The sequence below is a fragment of the Microbispora sitophila genome (assembly GCF_014892245.1).
Taxonomy (GTDB): Bacteria; Actinomycetota; Actinomycetes; order Streptosporangiales; family Streptosporangiaceae; genus Microbispora; species Microbispora siamensis.
Genome location: NZ_JADBGC010000047.1, coordinates 22,520 through 29,494 on the forward strand (window position 1 = coordinate 22,520; position 6,975 = coordinate 29,494).

At 69.0% G+C, this 6,975-nt stretch carries 6 protein-coding genes; 4 read left to right on the top strand and 2 right to left on the bottom strand.

Going from position 1 to position 6,975, the window contains the following annotated elements:
- Position 1: 1 nt before the first annotated feature.
- Positions 2-1,312 carry an ABC transporter substrate-binding protein gene (locus IL992_RS44205; protein ID WP_319019228.1) on the bottom strand — a complete coding sequence of 437 codons (1,311 nt, stop codon included), beginning with the start codon at positions 1,310-1,312 and terminating at the stop codon, positions 2-4.
- Between the two features lie 171 nt (positions 1,313-1,483).
- Between IL992_RS44205 and IL992_RS44210 the strand changes: the two genes are divergently transcribed.
- Together IL992_RS44210 and IL992_RS44215 are read left to right on the top strand one after the other, a co-directional pair.
- Positions 1,484-2,512, top strand: a complete 1,029-nt coding sequence (locus IL992_RS44210) for a zinc-dependent alcohol dehydrogenase (protein WP_193209259.1) — start codon at positions 1,484-1,486, stop codon at positions 2,510-2,512.
- 76 nt (positions 2,513-2,588) lie between these two features.
- Positions 2,589-3,344 (top strand): SDR family oxidoreductase, encoded by a 756-nt coding sequence (locus IL992_RS44215; protein WP_193209260.1) that lies wholly within the window; start codon positions 2,589-2,591, stop codon positions 3,342-3,344.
- 82 nt (positions 3,345-3,426) lie between these two features.
- Here IL992_RS44215 and IL992_RS44220 read toward each other — a convergent pair whose 3' ends face one another.
- Positions 3,427-5,421: a right-handed parallel beta-helix repeat-containing protein gene (locus tag IL992_RS44220; RefSeq protein ID WP_193209261.1), complete on the bottom strand. Its 1,995-nt coding sequence runs from the start codon at positions 5,419-5,421 to the stop codon at positions 3,427-3,429.
- A 123-nt stretch (positions 5,422-5,544) separates the two neighbouring features.
- On the opposite strand from IL992_RS44220, the gene IL992_RS44225 reads away from it, so the two are divergent.
- Together IL992_RS44225 and IL992_RS44230 are read left to right on the top strand one after the other, a co-directional pair.
- On the top strand, positions 5,545-6,537 hold the full coding sequence (locus tag IL992_RS44225; protein ID WP_193209262.1) for a sugar kinase: 993 nt from the start codon (positions 5,545-5,547) through the stop codon (positions 6,535-6,537).
- A gap of 214 nt (positions 6,538-6,751) precedes the next feature.
- Positions 6,752-6,975: FadR/GntR family transcriptional regulator (locus IL992_RS44230; RefSeq protein ID WP_193209471.1), on the top strand; the 224-nt coding region annotated here is incomplete at its 3' end.

Below are 6,975 nucleotides of genomic sequence, written 5' to 3' on the forward strand. Positions count from 1 at the left end.
GTCACTTGACCGTGTAGCCGTTGACCTGGGCCTGGTTCTTGATCGCGGTCCCCCACTCGGGAAGGAGATCGACCAGGTTCTTGCCGTCGGCGATCGCAGGGGTGATCGTCTTGGCCCAGATCGCCTCCTGGCTGAAGACCCCGGAGCCCCACCCGGTCCAGATCTGCGACCCGGCCTTGATCAACGCCTGGAGGTCGGTGGCGTAGTAGCCGCTCGACTCCTGCTTCTTGACCCACTTTTCCGCGGCCGACGCGTAGGCCGGGTATCCGGGAGCCAGGTTCACCTGGTAGTCGTCGGCCGTCGTGACGAACTCGACGAACTTCTCGGCCGCCTTGAGGTTCTTCGAGTGGCTGCTGATGAACCACGTGCCGCCCCCGACGTTGCCCGTCACAGCGCTGTCGCCCTGCCAGGCCAGCGGTGCCGCGACGCCGAGCTGGCCCGCGGGGACGTTGAGCGACTGCGGGTTGTTGAAGATGGCGCCCGCGTACCAGGCCGGGCCCGGCATCAGGAGCACCTTGCCGGTGTACTTCTTCACGAACTCCGGAGTGAAGACGCTCAGGTTGGGGACGGTGCCGTTCTTGATCAGAACGTCGAGCATCGACGCGACGCGCTTGCACTCCGTGCTTTCGGTGTTGACCGTGACCGACGTGGGACCGGTGATGCCGTTCGCCTGGCACTTGCTGCCCCAGAAGTAGATTTCCGGGGCGAAGGAGTCTCCGACGGCGCCGACGATGTAGCCGGGGTGCTCCTTGGCCACCTTCTCGCCGAGCGCCTGGTACTCCTCCCAGGTGGTGGGGAGGCTGTAGCCGAACTTGTCGAGCAGGTCCTTGTTGTACCAGAGCGCCACCTGCGCCAGGTCGTTGCGGAGGCAGTAGACCTTGCCCTCGACCGTGCACGGCGCCAGCGAACCCTGCGTGAAGCCGTCGAGCGTGCTCTTCGGAACAAGCCCGCTGTTGAGCACGGCCGCGAACGCCTGCTTGCCGTTGCTCTTCTGGCTCGCCCAGGCCGCGTCGTTGTTCTGCGTCGAGAACACCACATCGGGCCAGCCGCTGCCCGCCCGGTCGAACAGCTGCACCTTCGTCCGGAACGAGTTCGAGCCGTTCGCGGAGCCGTCATACGTGACGACGTTGACCTTCACGTCGGGGTTGGCCTTCTTGAAGGCGTCGGCCGCGCCTGAGCGGTCGGCGTCCACCCACACCGTGATCGCGGCCTTGTCGTCCTGCGTCACCTGCGGAAAGCCGTAGGAGCCGACCGAAGAACCGCCATTGCCGCCGCAGCCGGCCAGCGTGAGGGCGATGGCGAGAGCACCCACCCCACCCATCATGCGCATCCGCCGCTCGGTACAGCCGACATGCCTGTTAAGTACCATCTGGTGTCCTTTGTCCTGTCCCCCACATTGACGACTCGCGCGGTGTGATGAAAATAGAGCATACGTATGACGTGTGCAAGCGGTCTCAACCACCGCAGAGAGTGAGGACACTCGATGAAGGGTGCTGCATACATGGGCGAGGGTCGCCTCGCGACCGTGCCCGTGGACGTCGAGCCGCCCGGTCCCGGCGAGATCCAGGTCGCCGTCGCCTACTGCGGGCTGTGCGGAACCGACCTCCACATCGTGCACGGCGACATGGATTCCAGGGTGCGGACGCCTCTCGTGTTCGGCCATGAGACGTCGGGCACGGTGGCGGCGATCGGCGCGGGCGTGGAGGGCTGGAAGGTCGGCGACCCCCTGACCGTCATGCCGCTGGTGTGGGACGGCACCTGCTCCGCCTGCCTCGCCGGCCACCAGCACATCTGCCAGAACCTCGTCTTCGTCGGCATCGACTCCCCCGGAGGGCTGCAGCAACGGTGGAACGTCCCGGCCTCGATCGCCGTGCCGCTCCCCCCCGGCCTCGACCTGCGTACGGCGGCGCTGGTCGAGCCCGTCGCCGTCGCGGTACACGACGTCCGGCGCTCCGGCCTCCAGGTCGGTGACCACGCCGTCGTGCTCGGGGGCGGCCCCATCGGGGTGCTCATCGCCGTCGTGGCGCGGAACGCGGGCGCTCACGTCATGGTCGCCGAGGTGGACGCCTCTCGCAGGAGCCGCGTCGCCGAGCTCGGCATCGAGGTGATCGACCCCTCCTCCGCCGACATGGTCGCCGAGGTCGAGCGCTGGACGGACGGAACCGGCGCCGATGTGGTGTTCGAGGTGTCGGGAGCCGCAGCCGCGGCCCGCTCGGCCACCGCGCTGGCGAAGGTGCGCGGGACGATCGTCGTGGTGGCCATCCACTCCGCCCCTCGCGAGCTGGACCTGCAGCGCGTGTTCTGGCGCGAGCTCCGGCTGCTGGGCGCCCGGGTGTACCAGCGGTCGGACTTCGAGCGTGCCGTCGACCTGCTCGGCAGGGGGCTGATCCCCGCGGAGGCCCTCATCTCCGGCGTCGTCCCGATCGAGGAGATCGCCTCCGCGATCGACGACCTCTCGGCGGGCCGCGCCATGAAGATCCTGGTGGACGTCGCAGGGGAGGCCCGGGCATGAGCGAGCGTAGCGAGCGGATCAATGGACACGGCGCGATTCGCTCATGCGACTGCGAGCCGCGAGGCGAGGAGGTGGCATGAACGGCCTGTTCGACCTCCACGGCCGTCTCGCCGTCGTCACCGGCGCCCGCCGGGGCATCGGTCGCGCCATGGCAGAGGCCCTCGCCGCCGCCGGTGCGGACATCATCGGTGTGAGCGCTCAGTCGCGGGCCGACGACGAGATCGCGGAGTCGATCCGCGGGCTCGGCCGATCCTTCGAGAGCCGGGCGGTCGACTTCGCGGATCGCGACGCGGTCCTGGCGCTGGGCGCCGAACTCGCGGAACGGGCCCCCGACATCCTCATCAACAACGCGGGCACGATCGAACGGGCCCCCGCGGCGGAGCATCCGCTCTCGTGGTGGGATCGGGTGATCGAGATCGACCTGTCGAGCCAGTTCGCCCTCACGCAGCTGGTCGCACGTCCCATGCTGGAGCGCGGCCGCGGCAAGATCGTGTTCACGGCGAGCATGCTGAGCTTCCAGGGCGGGATCAACGTGCCCGGCTACACCGCCGCGAAGTCCGGGATCGCCGGCCTCACCCGCGCTCTCGCCAACGAATGGGCCGGACGGGGCGTGAACGTCAACGCCATCGCGCCCGGCTACATCGCGACCGACAACACGGCGGCGCTCCGCGACGACCCCGAACGGTCGCGGTCGATCCTGGAGCGGATTCCGGCCGGACGCTGGGGCCGCGGCGACGACATCGCGGGAGCGACGGTCTTCCTCAGCTCGGCGGCGTCCGACTACGTCTGCGGCGCGGTCATCCCGGTGGACGGCGGGTGGCTGGCGAGATAGCGCGCCGCCACGACGTGAGAGGCGGGGAAGCCGTCCGGCTTCCCCGCCTCATCGTCGTCCGGCGACTACTGCGCTCCGGCGGCTACTGCGAGACCCCCGGGAAGGTCCGCAGGTGCGGCTCGATGCCGGCCTGCTCGATCACCCGCTGGGCGTCCTCGGGCCAGGCCGTACCCGACACCTGGATGTTGTCGATCAGCTGGTTGTTGTGCTCGGTGGTGTTCGGCGTCTGGGTGACGCCGGAGTTGTACCAGTTGTGCTGGAGCACGTTGTCGCTGGTGTTGTTGATCGTCCCGTAGGAGTTCGTGAACACCCACACTCCGCAGTCCTGGACCACGTTGTTCTTCATCGTCACGTAGCGCGATCCCTCGTCCAGGTAGAGACCCACCGTGCGCCTGGTGTCGTAGATGTAGTTGCCGCTGAACACGGCGCCGGGGTTGGCCGACAGGTTGTACAGGCTCCCGCCGTCGTGGAAGACCTTCTTCACACCGTGGATCAGGTTGCCGGTCACCTCGGTGTTCCTGAGCGTCGTCGGCGTGGTGTAGATCGGCTGGTAGTCGTACAGGCCCCGGTTCTTGTAGTCCTGGCTGCCGCCCACGTCGTTCGCGCCCCAGCCCCAGCCGGTGTCGATCCCGTCGTAGGCGAGGTTCGAGACCTCGTTGTGCGTGATCACGGCGTGGTCCACGTAGGTGGACAGGATGCCCGACATCTCCTTGTAGTCCTTCGCGACGTCGGTCACGAAGTTGTTGTCGATCGTGATGTCGCGCAGGGTCATCGCCGGATTGCTCGGGTGGTGGGCGTCCGGCTGCACGCCGCCCACGACGACCCCCGCGCCACCGAGGTCGGTGAACAGGTTGTGGTGGACCGTCGTCTCGGTGACCCCGAGCCCGATCCCGGCTCCGTTGGCGTTCGCGTCCAGGCCGATGCCGAGGCCCACCTGCCCGAGGTGGGCGAAGGTGTCGTCCGTGAACTTCACGCGGGTGGCCGCGGCCACCTGGACCGCCGCCGGCATCTGGTTCCAGCCGTTGCGCGCGCCCTCGAACAGTTTGCAGCCCGACTGGCAGCTGGTGAGGTAGTCGGCCGGCTGCGGGACGGTCTTCGCGATGAAGGCGCCGTTCTGCTGGTCGGCGTAGCCGATCGACGAGCCGGGGGACAGCCAGGTCGAGTGCGAGAACTGGATGCCAGAGAAGGTCAGATCGTGCACCGGTTCCGCGTAGCTCCCGGCGATCTGCACGAGCGACTCGAGGTAGGGCAGCACGAACGACGCGCCGTTCGGGTCCTCACCGGCGGCGGCACGGTAGTACAGCTTGCCGGCGGAGGGGTCGAGGTACCACTGCCCCTCCTGCAGGAACGCGTAGGAGTTCTCGAGCAGCAGCTGACCGCCCGCGAACGGGCGTGCCAGGGTGTCGTACCCCCAGTTGTTGTTCTGCCACGCGGGCTGCTGCATGGTGATCGTCGTGCCGCTGATGCTCTTCACGGGCGCGTACCGATCGGTGAAGGAGCCCTGGCTCTCGACCTCGATGCGGCTCTGGTCCGGCAGCGTCGCGAGGTAGTTCAGCGCGGGATTCTTGATCTCCATGCCGGATTCGGTGATCGTCACATCGCTGCGAGCGATCTTGATAGCCGCGCGCGGCACCGCCGCGTCGTTCTTGTAGAGCTGGCGGCTGTCCTGCCCCTTGGGCACCGAGGCGACGAAGATGTTCTTTCCGGCGTCGTACGGCGTCCAGCCGGTCACGGCCCCGCCGCCCGAGATGATCGGGTGCGCGCCCTCCGCGGCGGTCCAGGTCACCGGCTTGGCGCTGGTGCCCGAGTCCTCCGCGGTGAAACGCAGCGGCTTGTCGAGCCGATAGGTTCCGTCCCTCAGCACGACCGTCACGGCGCTGCCCGCGCGCGCCGACGCGCGCGCCATCGCCTGCGCCGCGGGCAGCGTGCGCAGCGGCTTGCCCGGCGTGCCCTGATTGTGATCGTCGCCGCTCGGCGAGACGACGATCGTGGTCCTGCCGGGATGCGGCGGCACGGCGAGCGCCGGCGTGGCGCCGACCACGACGACGCCGGTGACCACGAGGGAGATGCTTCCCACGAGGGATGCCAAATGGCCTTGTCTCACTTGTCTCTGGCTCCCTTGGTGCATGTGACGTAACACATAATAGGTATGATGAAAGCGGCGTTACCGACGTGAGTCAAGAGGGGTGATTTCCCGGGCATGAGTGAGCAACGGAGCGAAGGCCCTGCGAGCAGCCGTCGCGTCGAGGTCTCCACGCTGGGTGAGGCCATGCTGCGGCTGTCTCCCCCGTCGGGCGAGCGGCTGCGCGACTGCGGCCAGTTGCGCGTGCACGTCGGCGGCGCCGAGGCGAACGTCGCCGTCGCCCTGGCATCGGTCGGCGTGTCCGCTCGCTGGACGTCGGCGCTGCCGGACACGGTCCTCGGGCGCCGGGTCGCGGACTCACTGGCGAGCGCCGGCGTCGTCCTCGACACCGTGCGGTGGACGGCCGGCGAGCGCCTCGGACTCTACTTCGCCGAGATCGGCTCCCCGCCGCGCCCGACGAGCGTCCTCTACGACCGGGCCGGCACCGCGTTCGGCTCGCTCCGCGTCGACCATCTCGACTGGGCCGCCGTGTGCGAGGCGCGGATCATCCACCTGACCGGCATCACCGCCGCCCTGGCGCCGGGGTCGGACGCGCTCGTGCTGCGGACGGCGCGTGAGGGGCGCAGGCGTGGCGCTCTGGTCGTCTACGACGTCAACTATCGAGCGGCGCTGTCCTCGCCGGAAAAGGCCGCCTCATTCACCGCCGAGATGGCATCCGACATCGACGTGTTGATCTGCCGGGCCGAGGACGCGCACGACCTCTTCGGCCTGGCCGGCGATCCCCCGACGCTGGCGAACGATCTGGCGAAGAGGTTGGGAGTCGGCCGCGTCGTGGTGACGGCCGGGGCCGACGGCGCCGTCGCACGGTGGGACGGCGAGTCCTTCGCCGCCCCCGCACTGCCCACCGTCGGAGTCGATCGGATCGGCGCCGGGGACGCCTTCGCGGCAGGCGTGCTGTGGGGCGTACTCGACGGTTCCCCCGAGGATGCGCTCCGCCGGGGGACGGCGATGGCCTCCCTGGCCATGAGCGTGCAGGGAGACCAGTGCCGCTTCAGCGCCGAGGAGGTGCTGGAGCTTGCCCGGGGCGCCGGGCGGGAGGTCCGCCGGTGAACCGGCTCACGCTCGGATTGATTCTGGTCGTCCTAGCGGGCCGAATACCTCATTGAGCTGCGCGGCGACGCCCGCCGCCGCGCCCGCTCATGCCGACCATCTCGCCTGAACCGTGCAGATGTGTCGTACTGATCGCACGCCGTCGGACCCCTCGCAAAGGGCCGTGCTCGATCAGCCGTCATACTCTTGCAGGGAGCGGCGAGGAGGAAGCACGGTGACCGACACTCAGCGTGAGGGCGGATACCGGCCGGGCTATGAGGTGGCGGCCGAGCAGGTGCTGGAGCTCATCGCCCGGCTGGGCCTGCGGCCGGGCGACCGCATGCCGACGGAGAACGACCTGGCCCGGCAGCTGGGAACCAGCCGCACCGTCGTCCGCGAGGCCGTGAAGATCCTGTCCGCGCTCGGCCGGGTACGCGCCCAGAAGGGCCGGGGCCTGTA

Excerpts from the sequence above, each read along its gene's own strand:
- IL992_RS44225 (WP_193209262.1), top strand. The coding sequence starts at position 5,545 with ATGAGTGAGCAACGGAGCGAAGGCCCTGCGAGCAGCCGTCGCGTCGAG.
- IL992_RS44215 (WP_193209260.1), top strand. The coding sequence starts at position 2,589 with ATGAACGGCCTGTTCGACCTCCACGGCCGTCTCGCCGTCGTCACCGGC.
- IL992_RS44210 (WP_193209259.1), top strand. The coding sequence starts at position 1,484 with ATGAAGGGTGCTGCATACATGGGCGAGGGTCGCCTCGCGACCGTGCCC.